This is a genomic window from Rhizobium leguminosarum (assembly GCF_010668065.1).
Taxonomy (GTDB): domain Bacteria; phylum Pseudomonadota; class Alphaproteobacteria; order Rhizobiales; family Rhizobiaceae; genus Rhizobium; species Rhizobium leguminosarum_S.
In genome coordinates, this window is record NZ_WUEN01000004.1 from 631,846 (window position 1) to 650,685 (window position 18,840).

Here is an 18,840-nt window from a genome sequence, read left to right on the forward strand (position 1 = left end):
AGATTCCCGTCTAATGCGACAATATCGCGCGTTTACAGCTTACCGGCAAGCATAAGCAGCCGGCATTACCGATTTGTAATATCAGCAAAGAATGGAAATAACCCGGCCGCTCACTTTTGCTTGAATGAACACTCGCCCGTGTCTTTGATCCCGCCGATTGTCGAGCAAGATACCGTACAAAATCCCTGAGGATGCGGGTTGGATGCCTATCGACGCATCGACCACCGCACGCCCATGACAGCCGCAATCCCCAGTATCGGCCACACTGCCCAGAACTGCCCCGTCCAGGTGAAGAGGTTGATGCCGGCAAGGCCAAGCGCCAGGATCGCCAGCAAGGTGATCTTGCGGTTGAACAGGATCTGATCGCGGTTCCAGGCGAGCGCCGCGATGACGGCAAGCGCGAGCACCGGAAAACGCGCCCAGAAGACGCCCTGCCACGACAGGAGGTTGATACCGATTAGGACGGCGGCGACGATGCCGAGCACGCCATACAGCCTGCGTCCGCCCGGTGCTGGGGTTGTCTCGGCCTTAGCTGCCGCCATAACCGGCGCCGGCTGCGGCCGCGCGGATCCGGATCGTTCTGCAGATGGCGTCTCGTCCCTGGCATCGCCGATCTTCACCGCGTAGCTCGGCACGCCTTCATCGACATTTTTCACCATAAGCGGCCCGAGAAACTCGAAACCAACAGCCACCTTGTTGCGGACCTGGTCATAGACGGTGCTCGATATCACGATGCCGCCTGCAGCAGCCGACGTCTGCAGCCGCGCGGCGATGTTGACGCCGTCGCCATAGATGTCGTCGCCCTCGACGATTACGTCGCCGAGATTGATGCCGATGCGGAAGAGCATGCGACCGTCGGCCGGGCGGCGGGCGTTGAAACCCGCGAGTTCGTTCTGGGTGTCGACGGCCGCACGCACCGCCTCGACCACGCTCGGGAAATCGGCGATCAGCCCGTCGCCCCAGGTATTGATGACACGGCCACCATGGCTTTCGATCAGGCGCCCCATCGCCTCCCGGCAGCGCTTCAGGCTTGCAAGCGTCCCCTCCTCGTCAGCCCCCATCAGCCGCGTATAGTCCTGCACGTCAGCACAGAAGATCGTCGTCAGCTTGCGCCGCGTTTCACTCATGGTCTTTCGTCTCCGCGCTATCCGCCCCGGAAGATCGCTGCAAAGGGTGAAACTGGTCGAGATCAAATGGGCGATTGCAACGGCGGTAAACTACTAAGGCTTTGTGTTTGTTGCCACCGATAATTGTTCATTATCGCCCGTCAGCATAATCGGTGATCACTGAACGATCTTGCGCGGGCTCGCCGTGTGTTCTCTCGCCACCGTGCTGGAACTGTCGATTTCCTGAAGCAACACGTCATAGCCCCAGAGATCGGCGAGATGCTGCAGGACGAGTTTCGTGTCATTGTCCTGAAGATAGCAGCCATTCATGACGATGTGCTGCAGCAACAGCCGGCGGTCGCCGGCGAGGTCGACATCGACGATATCGATTGCCGGATCGGTCCAGCCGATATCGTATTCGCGGGAGAGCTGGCGGCGGATGCGCAAATATCCGCGCTCATTGTGGATCGCCGAAACCAGCACTCCCTCGGTCTGTTCCGGATCGTCGTAGAGATGGAACAGCCGCAACTGCCGGATCAGGTTCGGGCTCAGGAACTGGCTGATGAAGCTCTCGTCCCGGTAATTGGCCCAGATGTCGCGAAGAACCGCCATCGCATCGCCTCGTCCGGCGATATCGGGGAACCATGCACGGTCCTCTTCCGTCGGCGTCGTGACGATCCTCTCGATATCCTGCATCATCGCAAAACCAAGCGCATAGGGGTTGAAGCCCGAGAACCGCCGGTCGTCATAGCTTGGCTGAAACACGACGTTGGCGTGCGACTTCAGGAATTCGAGGAAGTTTCCGTCGCTGATCTGCCCCCGCTCGTGAAGGCGGGTCATGATCTGGTAGTGGACAAAGGTGGCGGTTCCCTCGTTCATCACTTTGGTCTGCCGCTGGGGATGGAAATATTGTGCGACGTGGCGGACGATGCGAAGGATCTCGCGCTGCCACGGCTGCAGCCGCGGCGCCGACTTTTCAAGAAAATAAAGGATGTTGTCCTGCGGAAGCCCGAGGGCGGCGCGGCGCTTTTCCAAGCCGATGTCACCCGCCTTTCGGGCCTTACCGACGGGAACCGTGCGCCACAGATCGTTGAACATCTGCTCCTCGTGGGCGCGGCGCTCCTGCTGCCGCTTTTCCTCCTGGCGAAGATCGATCGTGGTCTTGCCCGCGTATCGATGCACCCCGTGCGACATCAGCGCATGGGCTGCGTCGAGCGTGCGCTCGACAGCCGTCTCGCCGTAACGTTCCTCACAGCGGGTGATATAACCCTTGGCGAAATCGAGGTAATCGAGGATGCCCTCCGCATCGGTCCAGAGCTTGAAGAGATAGTTGTTCTTGAAGAAATGGTTGTGGCCGAAGGCCGCATGCGCGGTGACGAGCGTCTGCATCGTCGCCGTGTTTTCCTCCATAAGGTAGGAGATGCAGGGCGAGCTGTTGATGACGATCTCATAGGCGAGGTCGCGCATCCCGCGGCGGTAGAAGGTTTCGTGATGCGCGAAGTGTTTGCCGAAGGACCAATGGCGGTAGAAGAGCGGCATGCCGGTCGAGGAATAGGCATCGAGCATCTGCTCCGAGGTGATGACTTCGATCTGGTTCGGATAGACGTCGAGGCCGAGTTCGCCGAGCGCAATCTCCTCGCAGGCGTCGTGGATGCGCTGGAGTGTTGAAAAGTCCCAGTCGGCCCCCTCGAATAATAGCCGCTCTCGTGGCCTCATCGTCATGGTCATGGCGTCACCTTCGACTGTGCGTCACGTTTCTGGAAGAGATCGTGGAAAACAGGGAATATTTCGTTTCGCCGGCAGACCTTGCGCATCGAAAGCGGCTGCAGCTCGGAACGGATCCCGTCATAGAGCATCCAAAGCGGTGAGCGGGATACTGAGGAGTCACCGCCTTCTTCGCCGACTTCGATATAGGCGAAATACTGGCACAGCGGCAAAATCTCGCGCAGCAGCTGTCCGCTCAAGTTCCCGTCCGAATGGGCGTTGTCGCCGTCCGAGGCCTGGGCGCCATAGATATTCCATTCCGCCGGATCGAAACGCGCCGCGATGATCGCCCGCATTGCCGCCAGCGCACTGGAAACCAGGGTGCCGCCCGTTGCCGGGCCATAGAAGAAGGTTTCCTCGTCGACTTCCTCGGCCTTGTCGGTATGGCGGATGAAGACGATCTCCACTTTCTTGTAGCGCTTCGACAGGAAAAGGTAGAGCAGCAGGTAAAACCGCTTCGCCAGGTCCTTCATGTGTTCCGACATGGAACCGGAGACGTCCATCAAGCAGAACATCACGGCTTTCGCCACAGGTTTCGGCTCGTTTTCGAAGCGGCGATACCGCACGTCGAGCGGATCGATATAGGGAATGCGCCGGCTTTTTTCCGTCAGGGATTTGAGTTTTGCCTCAAGCGCCAGCCGGCTCTCGTCGTCCTCGCATTCCTCGATCTGCCGCTGCAGGGCTTCGATTTCCTCGCGGCGCGGACGGTGAAGCGCGACACGGCGCATCATCGCGAGCCTGGTCGTGCGACCGACGGCGATGTTGGACGGCGATCCCGACACGGAATAACCGGCACGGAACGGAGTTTCCTCCTCGGTTTCGGCCAGGCGCCGCTTGGCAAGGTCGGGCAGTTCCAGATCGTCCAGGAACACATCGAGGAATTCCTCGCGCGTCAGCACGAAGCGGAAGCCGTCCTCGCCGTCGCCGTCACCCGCATCCTTGGGTTTTCCGCCCCTGCTCCCCGGCGGGCGCGGAAGAATGTCGCCTTCGACGAAGGCCCTGTTTCCAGGCAGGATATGGTCGCGGATGCCGCCGTCGCCCCTTCTCAAGTTCGGCTCGGCCATTCCATCGATCGGCAGGCTGATTTCCCCGCCGTCGAGCACATCGCGAATGTTCCGGTTTTGCAGAGAACGCTTTACCGCCTGCTGCACGGCGCCTTTCATGCGCCGAAGAAACCGTTGCCGATTTTCCAGACTTTTACCGCGCGGATTTAGCCGACGGTCGACAATGTGCATATTGGCTCCACATTAACTTGCCTGTTTGACGCGCATGTACCATTCGACGAGGCGCCGAACCTGCCTCTCCGTGTAACCCCGCGCGGCCATGCGCGAGACGAATTCGCTGTGCTTCTTTTCCGTTTCGGAATCCTTCTTCGATCCGAAGGAAATAACCGGCAAAAGATCTTCGACCTGCGAGAACATTCGCTTTTCGATGACTTCCCGGATTTTCTCGTAGCTCGTCCATGACGGATTCTTTCCGCCGTTAGCTGCCCGCGATCTCAAGCAGAACTTGACGATTTCGTTGCGGAAATCCTTCGGATTGGCGATTCCTGCCGGCTTTTCGATTTTCGTCAGTTCCTGGTTGAGGAGCTCGCGATCGAGAAGCTGGCCGGTATCGGGATCCTTGAAGTCCACATCTTCGATCCAGGCATCGGCATAGTCCACGTAGCGGTCGAACAGATTCTGTCCGTAATCCGCATAGGACTCAAGATAGGCCTTCTGGATTTCATTTCCAATGAACTCTGCGTAACGCGGCGCAAGATCGGCCTTGATGAATTCCAGATATCGCTTCTCGACATCGTCGGAAAACTGCTCGCGGCGGATCGACTGCTCCAGCACATACATCAGATGAACCGGATCGGCGCCGATATCCGTGGTGTCGTGATTGAAAGTTGAGGCGAGCACCTTGAAGGCGAAGCGTGTCGATATGCCGTCCATGCCCTCGTCGATGCCGGCGGCATCCCGATATTCCTGGACACTGCGGGCGCGCGGATCCGTCTCCTTCAGGCTTTCGCCGTCATAGGTGCGCATCTTCGAGAAGTATGTCGAATTCTCATGCTTGCGCAGGCGTGAAAGCACGGAGAAGCGGGCCAGCATTTCGAGCGTTGCCGGGGCGCATGGCGCATCGGCGAGTTCCGATCCCTCGATCAGCTTCTCGTAGATCTTCTGCTCTTCCGTCACGCGCAGGCAATAGGGCACCTTGATCACGCAAATACGGTCGATGAACGCTTCGTTGTTCTTGTTGGCCTTGAAGGTCTGCCATTCCGCCTCGTTCGAATGCGCAAGGACGATGCCGGTGAAGGGTATGGCGCCGATATTCTCGGAGCCGATATAGTTCCCTTCCTGCGTCGCCGTCAGCAGCGGATGCAGCATCTTGATCGGCGCCTTGAACATCTCGACGAACTCGAGCACGCCCTGATTGGCGCGGTTGAGGCCGCCCGAATAGCTGTAGGCATCCGGATCGTTCTGGGAATAGGTCTCCAGCTTTCGGATATCGACCTTGCCGACCAAGGACGAGATATCCTGATTGTTCTCGTCTCCAGGCTCGGTCTTGGCGATGGCGATCTGGCGCAACCGCGAAGGCTGTACTCTGACGACGCGGAAGCGGGAAATATCGCCTCCGAAGTCGTCGAGCCGCTTCAGGCACCACGGGCTCATCAGTCCGCTCAGGCGCCGCAGGGGAATGCCATATTGCTCCTGCAGGAGCGATCCCATCGTGTCCGGGTCGAACAGGTTGAGCGGACTTTCGAAAACGGGGCTGATCTCGTCACCCGCCTTCAGCACGTAGATCGGATGAAGCTCCATCAGCAGCTTCAACCGCTCGGCCAGAGATGACTTGCCGCCGCCGACCGGGCCGAGCAGATAGAGGATCTGCTTGCGCTCCTCGAGCCCCTGCGCTGCATGCCGGAAGAAGGAAACGATGCGTTCGATTGTCTCTTCCATGCCGTGGAAGCCGACAAAGGCCGGGTAGATCCGGATGGTCCGGTTCATGAATATCCGACCGAGGCGCGTGTCCCTGGCGGTGTCGACCATCTGCGGCTCGCCTATCGCGGCGAGCAGCCGCTCGGTCGCATTGGCATAGGCAAGCGGTTCCTTTTTGCAAAGATCGAGATACTCCGAGATCGACATATCGGTCTCGCGACGCGCATCATAACTGCGGGTGAACGCATCGAATACGGATTCGCTCAGCATGGGCCCTCCATCAAGGTTAATGCCACAGGCTCTAGGTCGTCATACCAAAGGAGATGGCCACGACATTCCTAAGAATCAATAGTTTCGCAGGTATATTCCACGCTCACCGGCTGTTTCTGGCAATGCACAAAAACGTGCGTGCACCGGTTATTTTTTTACTCTACGAAACTGTTTCTTATTGTAGTTGAGAAAAGGGCTATTGCGATATCAGCACATTTCGCGACGTGACAGAAAGATGAAAAGGGTGTGCAATGTCGCCCGTGATTCGAGCTCTGGAGAAATCGACGATTTGGCTGTGAAACTGCCCAAAGTCGATGCGGGACAGCGTGTGCCGATCCGCTCCAGACATGCTGAAAACGGTGCATCCCAGCCAAGCGCCCCGCATCGTGATCATGCGGCTACCCCGCGCGACTCAGCCGTTGAATGCCTTCTCCAGTGCGGCCACATCGATCTTGACCATGCCGAGCATCACTTCGGTTACGCGCCTGGCCCGCTCGCGGTCGCTGTCGGCGATCATCTCGGACAGCACGCGCGGCACGATCTGCCAGGAAAGGCCCCAGCGGTCCTTTAGCCAGCCGCAGGCCTCCGGCGTGCCGCCATTGCCGAGAAAGGCCTCCCATATCCGATCGATCTCGGCCTGGCTTTCCACGAGAATCGCGATCGAAAAGGAATGGTTGAAACTATCGAGCGGGCCGGCCTTCATGGCCAGAAAGGCCTGGTCGGCGAGCGTGAACTCGATCAGCTCGACGCTGCCGGGAGGCCCGCTCGGCGTTTCCGCCGGCAATATGGTGGTGCGGCCGATCCTGGAGTCCGGGATAACAGACACGTAGAATTCGACGGCTTCGCGCGCTTCCTCGGCGAACCAGAGATTTGAAACGACCTTCGGCATGAAACGGCCTCCTTGTTGACGGGTGTTGATCCGGACTGCTGTCCGATGATCCAAGGACGCCCCACCAGCGCCGGTTCCGACATGCTCCGATTGGAAATTTTTAGCCCCGCCCGCCCGCATGGCGACCACAGCCGGGCTCGGCGGTGGCATTGCCGCCCGTAACATACCGCTTGGAATAGCGCCGGCTCGGGAATGAAAGCAGAACATCTTTTCTGGTCTTTCCTTCCCGAATCACTACATTACGCGCCATGAGCAATAGTTTCGACGATATGCCCTTCTTCGACGAAGAGCCGGGTGAGATGGCGCGCAAGCCGCAGCCGCCTGCCGCAACCGCCGAAAGGGCGCCCGCCGCCAGTGGCGGCATCGCCGCCCGCGCCATGGCGGCTCGCGACGGCGGCAAGCGACCGGATTACCTCGCCGGGCTGAACCCCGAGCAGACCGAAGCCGTCGAAACACTGGAAGGCCCCGTCCTCGTGCTCGCCGGCGCCGGCACCGGCAAGACCCGCGTATTGACGACCCGCATTGCCCATCTCCTCAATACCGGCCGCGCCTTCCCCTCGCAGATCCTCGCCGTCACCTTCACCAACAAGGCTGCCCGCGAGATGAAGGAGCGCATCGCGCTGCTCGTCGGCGGCGCCGTCGAAGGCATGCCATGGCTCGGCACCTTCCATTCGATCGGCGTCAAACTTCTGCGCCGTCACGGCGAGCTTGTCGGCCTGCGCTCCGATTTCACCATTCTCGATACCGACGACGTCGTCCGCCTGATCAAGCAGATCATCCAGGCCGAAGGCCTCGACGACAAGCGCTGGCCGGCCAAGCAGTTCGCCGGCATGATCGACACCTGGAAAAACAAGGGTCTCGGCCCCGCCGATATCCCTGAGGGCGACGCCCGCGCCTTTGCCAACGGCCGCGGCCGCGATCTCTATGTCGCCTACCAGGCCCGCCTCTCGACGCTGAACGCCTGCGATTTCGGCGACCTGCTGATGCATCCGATCGCGATCTTCCGCAAGAATCCCGACCTCCTGAAGGAATATCACGGCCGTTTCCGCTATATCCTCGTCGACGAGTACCAAGACACCAACACCGCCCAATATATGTGGCTGCGGCTTCTCGCCCAGCGCCCCAAGGGCGAGCTGCAGAACGTCTGCTGCGTCGGCGACGACGATCAGTCGATCTATGGCTGGCGCGGCGCGGAGGTCGACAATATCCTGCGCTTCGAAAAGGATTTCCCCGGCGCCAAGGTCATCAAGCTTGAGCGCAACTATCGCTCGACCGAACATATCCTCGGGGCCGCCGCCCATCTGATTGCCCATAATGAGGGCCGCCTCGGCAAGACGCTGTTCACCGACCGCTCCGATCCTGATGACGTCAAGGTGCAGGTCCACGCCTCCTGGGATTCGGAGGAGGAAGCCCGCGCCATCGGCGAGGAGATCGAGCAGCTCCAGCGCGGCAAGCATCTCTTGAACGACATGGCGATCCTCGTGCGCGCCTCCTTCCAGATGCGCGAATTCGAAGACCGCTTCGTTACCCTCGGCCTCAACTATCGCGTCATCGGCGGCCCGCGCTTCTACGAGCGCCTCGAGATCCGCGATGCCATGGCCTATTTCCGCCTCGTTGCGCAGTCGGCCGACGACCTCGCTTTCGAACGCATCGTCAACACCCCGAAGCGCGGCCTCGGCGATACGACGGTGCGCGCCCTGCACGACTACGCGCGTGCCCGCGACATCCCGATGCTTGCGGCAGCCGCCGACATCATCGAGACCGACGAGCTGAAGCCGAAGGCGCGAAAGGCGCTCTTCGACGTGATTCAATCTTTCCGCCGATGGCAGGAACTGCTTGAAAACACGCCGCATACCGAACTTGCCGAGCAGATCCTCGAAGAGTCCGGCTATACCGACATGTGGAAGAACGACAAGAGCGCCGAAGCCCCCGGCCGCCTCGAAAACCTCAAGGAACTGATCCGCTCGATGGAAAGCTTCGAGTCGATGCGCGGCTTCCTCGAACACGTCTCCCTGGTGATGGATGCCGAGACCAACGAGAACCTCGATGCCGTCTCGATCATGACGCTGCACTCGGCCAAGGGCTTGGAATTCGACACCGTCTTCCTGCCCGGCTGGGAGGAAGGTCTCTTCCCGCACCAGCGCTCGCTGGATGAGAGCGGCCGCGCCGGCCTGGAGGAGGAACGCCGCCTCGCCTATGTCGGCATCACCCGCGCCAAGCACCGCTGCCACATCTGGTTCGTCTCCAACCGCCGCATCCATGGCCTCTGGCAGTCGACCCTGCCCTCGCGTTTCCTCGACGAACTGCCGGAAACCCATGTCGAGGTCGCCGAAATGGAACAGAGCTACGGCGGGTACGGCCGCGGCGGCTACGGCCAGTCCCGCTTCGACAAGGCCGAACCCTTCACCAACTCCTATTCCACTCCCGGCTGGAAACGCGCCCAGGCCAACAAGACCGACGCCACACGCGACAATTGGGGCACCCGCTCCGGCCACGCCGTCGAACGCATCGGCTATGGCGAAAGCGGCCCGAAGGGGCGCACGATCGAAGGCGAGCTGGTGGCGAAATCGACCTCGTCGGAACCGTCGAGATTCACCCTCGGCGATCGCGTGTTCCACCTGAAATTCGGCAACGGCAACATCACTAGCATCGAAGGCAACAAGCTGACGATCGAGTTCGACCGGGCGGGACAGAAACGGGTGCTGGACGGATTTGTCGAGCGCGTGTGACCTCAGAGCAATTCCAGGAAAAGTGCGAAGCGGTTTTCCGTCCGGAATTGCGTAAAACAAAAGACTGGAGCGGTTCTGCGCTCCCATGAAAAGCTGAACCGATCCAAGTCAGCACGACGCGAAAACGCTCACCCGAGCATCCGCATCCTTCCAAGCCCGAGAATATCGTTGACGAGCGCGATGCCCATGCCCGCGGCGACGATTCCCAACCCGATCAGAAAGAGCCGGCGAGACCGGTCATATTTGGCGGCAAACAAGGAGTCCCGCGCCAGCAAATCGGCAAAGACCTTCACCTGGATGGCGATGCCCACGACGAGGAACAGCATCGGCAGGATATCGATGCGGCTCCAGTCATTGGGATTGGAAACCCAGACACTGATGAAATTGAGCGAGAAGCCAAGGATGATCCCGGCCGCCGTCAGCGAGCCGTTGCGGAACGTCGCATCGATCTTTTCGTCGGGATCCGGCTCTGACATGGCTTCGCTTCCGGCTTGCTTCCAAGGGTAAGAAAGGCAGAAATCATGACCCGGAGCAAGGTCGGCCTGACGTCGCCTCTCGCAGAAAGCAGACGAAATGTCGCAGCCGCGCAAACTCGGGCACTCCGCGCATAGCTCCTCCGCACGCTGCGTTACGGCAATTTCGGGGCGACACCGGCATGGATTTAATCGCGCCCAGACAAACAGATCACCAAAAAAACCAACAAATCCAATGAAAAAAATTTGGTAACCGAAAGGTTGACGTGCGTTGCTTCGCTCCGTCAATCGCACTTCTGCCCTGTCAAAACGTCGCTTTGACGCCTCGCGCAAATCAGCTTAGCCCAGAGGCTGCCTGCCCATGAAAGGCAGGCTTCACGACGAACTTTTCGAAGGAGGTTCCAGTGACCAGTGTTTCATCTCTCGGCAGCGCAGTGACCCAGTACCAGTCTCCGCTTTCCAGCCTCGACAAGAATGGCGACGGCGTCATATCGGCGAACGAGTTGGCCGCCGCCTCGCAGTCCTCGACATCGGGCACGGCGTCGACCGACAGCGACGACAGCAGCACCGACATCGTCAAGAAGATCACCGCCGACATCCTGTCGCTGATGCTGTCGATGCAGAAGACCGACGGCAGTGACGATCAGGGCGACGACGGCGATCAGAGCGACGACGCTTCCAAGGGCGTCTTCGCCGCGATGGATACGGATGGCGACGGCAAGTTGACCGAGTCCGAATTCCTCGCCGCCGATCCGAACAGCATCAAGACTTCAGGCGATAGCGATCCGCTCCTCACCAAAGTGCTGAGCGACATGCAGACGGCCCTCCAGGCCTACCGTAATACCTACGGCACCTCCGCCGCAGCGGGTGACTCCGCAGCCGAAGACGTGGCGGCGGTCTAGCCGGCCGAGATCCGGGCTCTGCCGGGGGAGCCTCGATCCATCGATGCCGCACAAAAGCGTCCTACGCAGGCAGATCGATTTGCCGGCAATTGCCACCGTCGCGGGCCGTGTCTGCGATCCGGAAATCATGCACACGCCTCCCCTCCGTTCCATTTCAACACGAGAACCGCCGACAGCTATCGCAATGATTGCATTAGAGCATTCTGTTTCGACGACTTACTACCGCTAGTGCCAGAATTAACACTTGCGCGTCCGCGCCTGGAAATCCACTAGTTGATCCATTCAGTGTGCTTGGCGTCTTACACTGCAATAAAGCGAAGGGATTGGCCTTGATGAAAGCGCTGCTGCTCGTCGATATTCAGAACGGCTTCTGTCCAGGCGGCAATCTGCCGGTGCCTGACGGCGACAAGGTGGTTCCCGTCGCAAACAGACTGATCGACAGCGGCAAATACGACCTGATCGTCGCTTCGCAGGACTGGCATCCGTCGGGCCACGGCAGCTTTGCCTCCGCCCATCCGGGTGCCGCCCCCTTCGAAATGGGCGAACTGTCGGGCAAGCCGCAGATGATGTGGCCCGACCACTGCATTCAGGGTACGCTCGATGCCGAATTGCATCCCGAACTCAAATCCGAAGAGATCGACCTGATCCAGCAGAAGGGCGAGGATCCTGATATCGACAGCTATTCGGCCTTCCGCGACAATGACCGCGATGCCTCGACCGGCCTTTCCGATTTCCTCGAGGATCAGGGCGTCACCGACCTCGACGTCTGCGGGCTGGCGACCGACTATTGCGTCAAGTTCTCCGCGCTCGACGCGCTGGAGATGATGCCTGACGTTCGCGTGCGCTTCATCGAGGATGCAAGCCGCGGCATCACGCCCGAAGGCGTCGCCGCCGCCATCGAGGAAATGCGGACGCATGGCATCGCGATCATCGACAGCGCCAAGGTCCTGGACGACTAGCTTAGCTCGGATAACGCCCGAAAAAACGCATCGAATGTCGGATCGGTGCAAGCCGATCCGTCCTTGGCTCTGAACGCACCAACAATGGGAGTTGAGAGATGAGAAAGCTAGTTGCTGCCGCCTTCGTGAGTTTGGACGGCGTCATGCAGGCGCCCGGCGGGCCGCGTGAGGATCCGACCGGCGGCTTCACTGAGGGCGGCTGGACCGTCAATTATTGGGACGAGCCAATGGGCCAGTTCATGGGTGGGATCTTTACAGATCCCTTTGAACTGTTGCTCGGCCGCAAGACCTACGAAATCTTCGCCGCGCACTGGCCCTTCGTCGGGAAAGACGATCCGATCGGCAAAGTCTTCAACGCCGTGACCAAATATGTCGCGACCACTTCCACGGAGCCGCTCACCTGGACAAATTCCGTCGCCCTGCGCGGCAATGCAGCTGCCGAAATCGCCCGGTTGAAGCAGCAGGATGGCCCCGTCCTCCTGACACAGGGCAGCAGCGGCCTGTTGCAGACCCTATTGGCGCATGACCTGATCGACGAGTTCCGGCTTCTGACTTTCCCGCTCGTGCTTGGCCCGGGCAAACGCCTGTTCGGTCAAGGCGCCAAGCCGGAGGCGCTGAAGCTCACTGCCAACACTGTATCGACGACAGGCGTCATCATGAGCGTCTACGAGCGCGCCGGCGCAATCAAGACAGGCACGTTCGAGCTGGCGCAGCCCTCGGAGGCGGAAATCGCCCGCCGGGAGCGGATGAAGCGCGAGGGCTGAATACCTCTGCGTTCTGCGATTGCGGGCCGCGACGCGACCGCGTCCCGTTTATGGACTACAGCGCGCTCAGACGCGCAAAGGACGCTATAGAACCTTAAATTACTGCACAATTTTACCCTCAAATCGATTCCGATTTAAGGGACAGTGTCCTTGTTCTTGTCGTCTCGCTCCAGCAGATAGATGTCCTCGGCCAGGTCCTCCATCTTCCTCAGAAGCGCCGCATGCGCATCGCGAAGGCCCTGATTGTAATAGTGGGCTCCGATCTCGTCCGCGAAGAAATCGAGCAGGAATTCCGCCGACAGCGCGCCGATCGGCTGGTCGAGCTCAGCGTCGAAATAGCGGCGAATGCTGGCAACGATCGTCGCCTTCGCCTCCTTCGAAAATTCGATCTTCTTCATGTTTGCCTCTTTGCCGAATGCGATCGGGACTTTGATGGTTCAGCAAAATCGATTGGTCAATCAATGAAATTCAATTGCCGTTGCAAGCCGTAGACCATAAGGGGAAACCTGAATTCCAACAGGAAAGATCCCATGAATCGCGCCGACTTTGTTGAAGGTTTGCGGGGCGGCTCCGCCGTTGCGCTGGCATCGGCGCCTTTTGGCGCTCTCTTCGGAGCGCTTGCGGTCGAAAACGGCATGTCGCTCTCCGAAGCCGCCTTCATGAGCGCCACCGTCTATGCCGGCGCCAGCCAGATGGTCGGCATCGAACTCTTCGGTCACAATGTCCATGCCTGGCTGATCGTGCTGTCGATCCTCGCCGTCAATTTCCGCCACGTGCTCTATTCGGCGGCGCTGGCGCGTTACATCGGCCATTTCACGCCGGTGCAGAAATTCTTCACCTTCTTCCTGCTCGTCGATCCGCAATTCGCCGAAGCGGTCAAGCGCGGCGAGGCCGGCCGCCAACTCACCTTCGCGTGGTATTTCGGCTTCGCCATCATCATCTACATTCCCTGGGTGCTGATCAGCGTCGCCGGCGGCATGCTCGGCGGCTTCATTGGCGATCCCAAGGCCATCGGCCTCGACATCCTGCTGCCGGCCTATTTCCTCGGCATCGTCCTCGGCTTCCGCAAGCGAGACAATTTCCTGCCCGTGGCGCTCGTCAGCGCGGTGGCTTCCGTACTCGCCTACCGCTATGTCGGCTCGCCCTGGCATGTCAGCCTCGGTGCTGCCGTCGGCATCGCGCTCGCCGCCGTGCTGCCTTTGCCGACGCAAGAGACTGATCTCGAAGCCGACGCCCTTAAATCCGAAGTGCACGAGGTCTGAGCCATGGAATTCGATCTTCACATGGCGCTCGTCATCCTCGCAGCCGCCGCCGCCACCTTCGCCACCCGCATCGGCGGCTATATCCTCATCACCCGAATGAAGAGCATTCCCCCGCGCATGGAGGCGGCGCTGAATGCCGTGCCGGCCGCCGTGCTGACGACGCTGGTCGCGCCCGCCTTCTTCATCGGCGGCTGGGAATCGAAGCTGGCGCTGATCGTCGCCCTCTTCATCGGCCTGCGCTTCAGCCATACATGGATGCTGGTCGCCGCCTGGATCGTCGTGATGAGCTGGCGCCACACGATCGGCGCCTGAGCACCGGCCCGAAAGCCGGCGCAGAAATTCAAGGCATTACAGCGTCGCCGACGTTGTAATGCCGTTTTCTCAATATTCCAGCGGCAGCGTCGCGTTTTCGAGCCACGCCCTGACGTCGTGATCATGGATGAGCGGCATCAGCGCCTGACATGTACGGCGATGATAGTCGTTGAACCAGCGCAGCTCGTCATGGGTCAGAAGCTCGGGAATGACGAGGCTGCGGTCGATCGGGCAGAAGGTCAGTGTCTCGAAGCCGAGCATCGGCGCATCGCCGCCCTCGATCTCTTCGGCCCCGCGCACATAGATCAGGTTCTCGATGCGAATGCCGAAGCTGCCGGGCCGGTAATAGCCAGGCTCGTTCGAAAGGATCATGCCGGGCAGCAGTTCCTGCGTCGAAAGCCTGGAGATACGCTGCGGCCCCTCATGCACCGAGAGATAGGAGCCGACGCCGTGGCCTGTGCCGTGAGCGAAATCGGCGCCGGCCCGCCACAGCGCGATGCGCGCCAGCGGATCGAGGTCGCAGCCGCGTGTGCCCTTCGGGAAACGCGCCGTGCTGATCTCTATCATCCCCTTCAGCACCAGCGTGAAGAAGCGGCGATGCTCTTCCAAGACCGCGCCGATGCCGACGGTGCGGGTAATATCGGTCGTGCCGTTGATATATTGCGCGCCGGAATCGATCAGGAAGAGTTCGCCGGCCTCGATCATCCGGTTGGTCTCGGTCGTCACGCGGTAATGCATGATCGCCGCATGTTCGCCGGCGCCCGAAATCGTGTCGAAGGAAATGTCCTTCAGCGGGTTCTGCATGCTCTGGCCGACGCGGGCGCGCGCCGCTTCGAGATGCTCGGCAGCCGTGATCTCGCTCACCGTGCCGGGCTTCGCCTGCGACAGCCAATAAAGGAATTCCACCATCGCCGCCCCGTCCTGCAGATGCGCGGCGGCCGAGCCGTTGATCTCGACGTCATTCTTCACTGCGCGCGGCAACTTGGCGGGATCGGCGCCCTCCACCACTTCGCCGCCCGCCTTGCGGATGATCTCGGCCAGCGCATAGGCGGCGATGTCAGGATCAATCAGCACGCGGCCGCCATCCCTGGAAACGGCGGCGAGCTTTTCTTCCAGCGCCGATGGCGGCAGCTGCGTGCAGATCTGCGCGAGATAGGCCTCCGGCTCGATGCCGGTCTTGCGCTTGTCGAGGAAGATCTCCGCCCGGCCGTCGGCATGCATGATGGCGCGCGCCAGCGGATGCGGCGTGTGCGGCACATCGGCGCCGCGAATATTGAAAGTCCAGGCGACCGAAGAGGGATCGGCGATCAACACCGCCGCAAGGTTCTTCTTCGAAAGATCCGCGGCGATCGTCGCGATCTTCTCTCTCGCCAGCACGCCGGCCTGCGCGACGTTCTGGATGCTGACTGCGCCAAGCGGCTCGGCCGGCCGGTCGGCCCAAAGCCTGTCGAGCGGATTGTGCGGCAGGAAGACCAGTGTGCCGCCGATCTCCGACAGTGCCCTTTCCAGACGGCGCACCTCGGCCCCGGCATGCAGCCAGGGATCGATGCCGAGCCGCAGCCCCTTGGCACCGTTTGCGGCAAGCCAGACATGCGGCGGCTCGTTGACGAGATCGCCGCCCGAAAAGACCGAACCGTCGACCTGTTCGGCAAGTTGCGTCACATAGCGTCCGTCGACGAAGACGATCGCCTGCGTGCGCAGGATCAGCGCAATGCCGGCCGAGCCGGTAAAGCCCGTCAGCCATGCCAAGCGCTCCGAACATGCGGGAACATATTCGCCGTTGAATTCATCGGCGCGCGGCACGAGGAAGGCGTCGATGCCGAGCGAATCGAAACTAGCGCGCAGCGCCGATACACGATCCCTGCCAAATTGCGGCGTGGAGGTAACCTCGAAAGACTGGAACATGCTGGAAACCCGAATGATTGAGACGAATCCGGTTAATGGGATGCCGGCCATGTTAGCGAAATTTCAATCGCTGGGGAGAAAAAGCGACAAAACGAGTCGAAACCCTTGGGACCGCTCAACATTTTGACAGAACTGTGACGCCAAAAGTTAATTTGGCACGCTTTATGCATTGGCCGCATGGCTCCCATGAGCAAAACCCTCTGCCTCCGCATTTCAGAATAGCTATATAGGCGTCATCGAACGGTTCGCGATGAACCTGTAAACAAAGGAATTCTTGAAATGACCGCCTCTCTCTCGCGCTTCGCATATAGCAGCCCGGTGCAGGCTGGCGAACGCCAGACCGTGCGTCACGTGATCGGCGCCCGCCGCCCGCAGAACGAGGACAGCCTCAAGCTGCTCGGCGCCGGCCAGCGGGCCACGCGCCACAAGGGCGCCCCCAGCTACGCGTTCTAAGCCTGAAAGCCAGTCCGTCTCCTCCCTCCCGGACCGGCCTATTGGAATGCAGTAGAGCCCGCTCGAGCACTCCTCCCCTTGAGCTCGCGGGCATTGACCGGATAGACCGGTCCAAGGCGGTGCCATCGGCACCGCCTTTTTCTTTTGCCGTTCTGGGATCCGATGCATGCCGCCGAAGACTGTGCAGCGGTTTGGGGATGACTTGTATAAAGACAAGGACCTAACCGCGTCGCATGAATCAAATTCTATGCGACGCGCATTAGGGCCGATCGAGATGAATAGTCACCCAGCCGTTGCGCCAGATAGTTCTGACATGGCGAAGCCTCGCGCCACTATAGGCGGCAATCACCTTCCAGCGTTGCCCGGCAAGGATGCCGGAGAGAATGACCGATCCGCCAGGCGCAAGATGCGTCGCAAGCTTCGGCGCCATGCGGATCAGCGGCCGGGCGAGAATGTTGGCGATGATGAGATCGAAGGGACCATGCTCGGAAAAGGCCGTCGAGTGAAAGCCCGGCGCGGTCCTGGTGACGATGCCCGAGGCGATGCCGTTGCGGCGCACGTTCTCCGCCGCCACCTTCGTCGCGATCGGATCGATGTCGGTCGCCAGCACCGGTATGTTCCTGAGCTTGCGCACCGCAATCGCCAGTACGCCGCTGCCGGTGCCGAGATCGAGCGCGTTGCGGACCGGGCGCGAACGCACCACGCTATCGATCACCTCGAGGCAGCCGGCCGTCGTGCCGTGATGGCCGGTGCCGAAGGCCTGGCCGGCATCGATCTCGATGGCGATGTCGCCGGGGCGGATCTTGTCGCGGTCATGCGAGCCATGTACCAGGAAACGCCCCGCCCGGACGGGCTTCAGCCCCTCCAGCGATTTCACTACCCAGTCGATCTCGGGGATGACTTCCCGCTCCAGCCGGGCATCAGGGAAAGAAGCCTTCAATGCGTCCTCGACGCGGGATTGCACCTCAGCCTCGTCCTCGGCCATCATGTAGATCGAGGCTTCCCAGATATCCTTCTTCTCATCGATCTCGGTGGTGCCGATGGCAAAGTCTTCTTCACCGAAGACCGCGCTCAGAAGGTCGAGGATCTCTTCGGCCTTGCTTTCGGTCGTCGTCACGTAAAGGCGGATTTCACTCACGATAGGCGGTCTTTCCCGTTTCCGTTGCCCGCCACGGTCGAGCCAACGCCCCATCACGCTGAAACCATCACCCCTTGTTGACGAGATTCTCCAGCTTCTTTACCGCCGTGTCCGGGTTTTCGCCATAGGCGATTGTTCCGGAAAACCGCCCGGCCGAATCGAGCAGGAAGACCGAGGCGGTGTGATCCATCGTATAGTCGCCGTTCGGATCCTTCTCGTCGACCGGCACCTTCTTGGCGTAGACGCGGAACCCCTTGACGACCTCGGCGATCTTGTCAGGCGCGCCGGAAATGCCGGTGATGCGCTTGGAAACGTTGGAGACGTATTCGTTCATGATCTCGGGCGTGTCGCGCTCCGGATCGACGGTCACGAAATAGGCCTGCAGCTTATCGCCCTTCGGATCGACCTTCTCCATCCAGCCGTTCAACTCGAAAAGCGTCGTCGGGCAGACTTCCGGGCAATGGGTGAAGCCGAAGAACAGCGCCGTCGGCTTGCCGCGCAGCGCCTCTTCGGTGATCGGCTGCCCCCTCTGAGAGACCAGGGTGAAGGGCACGCCGAAAGGCGCTTCCGCCACGACATTCTTCGACTTCGTCAGGTAGAGCGTGTACGCGCCAAGAAACCCGGCAAGTATCAGGACACCGACCCAGACGGCGATGCGGAATGTCTTCATTGGCATGATCCTCGATTCAGGCGGATGTGCCGCCCGCCCCTGCTGGCGTGATTATAGCCTCGACCGGAGGCGCGCAATTCAAGAATATGTTTTCGAACCCGTGTTGAATTGTCTCACCGGTAGAAACTGCCACGACAACGAAATCCGCCCTCAGGAATCTGCACGGATCGAAAATGCATGTGTTTGAATAGCTTACCTCTAGGCTCCAGACTCAATCATGCCCACCAAATGACGAGAGCAGCGATGTAGCAAGTTGCCTCGAAGTTGATCATGAGCTTGTCGTATCGTGTTGCGATGCGCCTCCAATCCTTCAGGCGGCAGAA

At 60.4% G+C, this 18,840-nt stretch carries 17 protein-coding genes and 1 pseudogene; 7 read left to right on the forward strand and 11 right to left on the reverse strand.

Annotation, left to right across the window (positions count from 1 at the left end):
* Positions 1-206: 206 nt before the first annotated feature.
* The 5 genes from GR198_RS15275 to GR198_RS15295 all read right to left on the reverse strand — a co-directional run bounded on the left by GR198_RS15275 (position 207) and on the right by GR198_RS15295 (position 6,950).
* Positions 207-1,127 (reverse strand): adenylate/guanylate cyclase domain-containing protein, encoded by a 921-nt coding sequence (locus tag GR198_RS15275; RefSeq protein WP_164069192.1) that lies wholly within the window; start codon positions 1,125-1,127, stop codon positions 207-209.
* Between the two features lie 156 nt (positions 1,128-1,283).
* On the reverse strand, positions 1,284-2,834 hold the full coding sequence (locus GR198_RS15280; protein WP_164069193.1) for a SpoVR family protein: 1,551 nt from the start codon (positions 2,832-2,834) through the stop codon (positions 1,284-1,286).
* A complete protein-coding gene (locus GR198_RS15285; RefSeq protein ID WP_164069194.1) occupies positions 2,831-4,105 on the reverse strand; it encodes a YeaH/YhbH family protein in 1,275 nt (424 codons plus the stop codon). The genes GR198_RS15280 and GR198_RS15285 overlap by 4 nt, the downstream gene beginning before the upstream one ends.
* A gap of 12 nt (positions 4,106-4,117) precedes the next feature.
* A complete protein-coding gene (locus GR198_RS15290; protein ID WP_029870285.1) occupies positions 4,118-6,061 on the reverse strand; it encodes a PrkA family serine protein kinase in 1,944 nt (647 codons plus the stop codon).
* Between the two features lie 412 nt (positions 6,062-6,473).
* Positions 6,474-6,950, reverse strand: coding sequence for a VOC family protein (locus GR198_RS15295; protein ID WP_029870283.1), 477 nt, complete (start codon positions 6,948-6,950; stop codon positions 6,474-6,476).
* Between the two features lie 248 nt (positions 6,951-7,198).
* On the opposite strand from GR198_RS15295, the gene GR198_RS15300 reads away from it, so the two are divergent.
* The gene (locus tag GR198_RS15300; RefSeq protein ID WP_164069195.1) at positions 7,199-9,679 is read left to right on the forward strand and encodes an ATP-dependent helicase; all 2,481 of its coding nucleotides are present in this window, start codon (positions 7,199-7,201) and stop codon (positions 9,677-9,679) included.
* Between the two features lie 128 nt (positions 9,680-9,807).
* Here the strand turns inward: GR198_RS15300 and GR198_RS15305 are convergent, their stop codons facing one another.
* Positions 9,808-10,155, reverse strand: a complete 348-nt coding sequence (locus GR198_RS15305; RefSeq protein WP_029870281.1) for a hypothetical protein — start codon at positions 10,153-10,155, stop codon at positions 9,808-9,810.
* 401 nt (positions 10,156-10,556) lie between these two features.
* On the opposite strand from GR198_RS15305, the gene GR198_RS15310 reads away from it, so the two are divergent.
* The 3 genes from GR198_RS15310 (at position 10,557) to GR198_RS15320 (ending at position 12,777) form a co-directional block, all read left to right on the forward strand.
* Positions 10,557-11,054 (forward strand): EF-hand domain-containing protein, encoded by a 498-nt coding sequence (locus tag GR198_RS15310; RefSeq protein ID WP_164069196.1) that lies wholly within the window; start codon positions 10,557-10,559, stop codon positions 11,052-11,054.
* 332 nt (positions 11,055-11,386) lie between these two features.
* Positions 11,387-12,013 (forward strand): bifunctional nicotinamidase/pyrazinamidase, encoded by a 627-nt coding sequence (gene pncA / locus GR198_RS15315; RefSeq protein ID WP_164069197.1) that lies wholly within the window; start codon positions 11,387-11,389, stop codon positions 12,011-12,013.
* A gap of 98 nt (positions 12,014-12,111) precedes the next feature.
* Positions 12,112-12,777 (forward strand): dihydrofolate reductase family protein, encoded by a 666-nt coding sequence (locus GR198_RS15320; protein WP_164069198.1) that lies wholly within the window; start codon positions 12,112-12,114, stop codon positions 12,775-12,777.
* Positions 12,778-12,911: 134 nt separating this feature from the next.
* On the opposite strand, the gene GR198_RS15325 is transcribed toward GR198_RS15320, so the two are convergent.
* On the reverse strand, positions 12,912-13,175 hold the full coding sequence (locus GR198_RS15325) for a DUF2164 domain-containing protein (protein WP_164069199.1): 264 nt from the start codon (positions 13,173-13,175) through the stop codon (positions 12,912-12,914).
* Positions 13,176-13,307: 132 nt separating this feature from the next.
* On the opposite strand from GR198_RS15325, the gene GR198_RS15330 reads away from it, so the two are divergent.
* Entirely contained in the window at positions 13,308-14,039 is a 732-nt protein-coding gene (locus GR198_RS15330) for an AzlC family ABC transporter permease (protein WP_029870276.1), read from the forward strand.
* Between the two features lie 3 nt (positions 14,040-14,042).
* The gene (locus GR198_RS15335; RefSeq protein ID WP_003541364.1) at positions 14,043-14,351 is read left to right on the forward strand and encodes an AzlD family protein; all 309 of its coding nucleotides are present in this window, start codon (positions 14,043-14,045) and stop codon (positions 14,349-14,351) included.
* Positions 14,352-14,420: 69 nt separating this feature from the next.
* Here the strand turns inward: GR198_RS15335 and GR198_RS15340 are convergent, their stop codons facing one another.
* Positions 14,421-16,256 carry an aminopeptidase P family protein gene (locus GR198_RS15340; protein WP_164069200.1) on the reverse strand — a complete coding sequence of 612 codons (1,836 nt, stop codon included), beginning with the start codon at positions 16,254-16,256 and terminating at the stop codon, positions 14,421-14,423.
* A 279-nt stretch (positions 16,257-16,535) separates the two neighbouring features.
* Here GR198_RS15340 and GR198_RS35405 point away from each other — a divergent pair, with 279 nt between their 5' ends.
* Positions 16,536-16,709 (forward strand): hypothetical protein, encoded by a 174-nt coding sequence (locus GR198_RS35405; RefSeq protein ID WP_003541368.1) that lies wholly within the window; start codon positions 16,536-16,538, stop codon positions 16,707-16,709.
* A gap of 259 nt (positions 16,710-16,968) precedes the next feature.
* On the opposite strand, the gene GR198_RS15345 is transcribed toward GR198_RS35405, so the two are convergent.
* From GR198_RS15345 to GR198_RS15355, 3 genes and pseudogenes are all read right to left on the reverse strand, one after another.
* Complete coding sequence (locus tag GR198_RS15345; protein ID WP_029870273.1) at positions 16,969-17,847, reverse strand: 50S ribosomal protein L11 methyltransferase; 879 nt, start codon at positions 17,845-17,847, stop codon at positions 16,969-16,971.
* 67 nt (positions 17,848-17,914) lie between these two features.
* Positions 17,915-18,517 carry an SCO family protein gene (locus GR198_RS15350; protein ID WP_164046657.1) on the reverse strand — a complete coding sequence of 201 codons (603 nt, stop codon included), beginning with the start codon at positions 18,515-18,517 and terminating at the stop codon, positions 17,915-17,917.
* 215 nt (positions 18,518-18,732) lie between these two features.
* A pseudogene (locus GR198_RS15355) lies at positions 18,733-18,840 on the reverse strand (IS5/IS1182 family transposase); the annotation flags it as partial.